This is a genomic window from Bartonella sp. MU37NMGALS (assembly GCF_042194015.1).
Lineage (GTDB): Bacteria > Pseudomonadota > Alphaproteobacteria > Rhizobiales > Rhizobiaceae > Bartonella > Bartonella grahamii.
The window spans coordinates 1-966 of record NZ_JBHIML010000104.1; the positions used below are offsets into that span (position 1 = coordinate 1).

General features: G+C 37.0%; 1 protein-coding gene. It reads right to left on the reverse strand.

Going from position 1 to position 966, the window contains the following annotated elements:
• Positions 1-51 precede the first annotated feature (51 nt).
• Positions 52-918: an ERF family protein gene (locus ACFIJP_RS09315; protein ID WP_273791660.1), complete on the reverse strand. Its 867-nt coding sequence runs from the start codon at positions 916-918 to the stop codon at positions 52-54.
• Positions 919-966: the final 48 nt, after the last annotated feature.

A 966-nucleotide genomic window follows, 5' to 3' on the forward strand; every position in this document is an offset into this window, starting at 1 on the left:
GTGACTTTACCCAAGCGCGCTTGAAACCATTCTGCTGTTCTTTGTTCCATATCACACCGCCGTTCTTTGTTCTTGTGATACATATTCTATATCTTGGACGTGAATATATTCGGCATCTTGTATAGGAACGTATGTTTTCTCTTGTGGTGGGAGAGATTGTAGAGCGCTTTCTCTTTGAATTCTTGGCTTGCTTTCTAATATTTTCAAAACGTCGTCTGCTGTTTCACAAGACATATCTGTTAGCTTTTCTACTTTTGCATAAGAGAGAAGCTTATTTTTATCAGATTCTGTTTGTTCGATTAATTCTTCGATTTGCTTTATCTGTTTAGAGGAAACTTTTTGATTATTTGTATCGTCTTCTTTGGCTTGCATTTGACCATCTGTATCGTCTTCTTTACTTGCTAAATTAAGAAGCATGCCTAATAGGTATCTTCGTGCGTAGGTAAGTGTGGAACCAAGTGATTGTATGCTATTTTTAGAGCCTGTACTGTCAATTGGAAATGTTCCTTCTGTTGATATTTCATTGCCTGAAGGATGAGACAGAGTTATTTCTATGGTAACGTTTTTTTCTGTTTGATTTTTAATACGATAAAACAAAGCAAATTTGTATGTTGCAAGTCCGTCTTTTACAGCATCAATGTACTGATCAAGTGTAGCGTATTTGCTGTTTGTATGTTTATTAATGGCGTTTTGTTCGATATTTTTATATGCCATTTGCACAGCCGAAAGATCACGGACAAAATTTTGGCGCTCTTGTCGTTTTATCTCTTGTTCTCTTAAATCAAGAAGACGCTCTAAGCGATCCATATCGACGTCACTGTCTAAGGCTTTATTTAAAATACGTTCCATGACAGTTTGTTCGACGGCTAAATGATGTGTTTCTTCAATTTCTATTAGGTTAGTGTTTTGTTCACTCATCTTGATTTCCTACATTGCGCGCAATTCCCCCGTGGCGTGAATCACGCT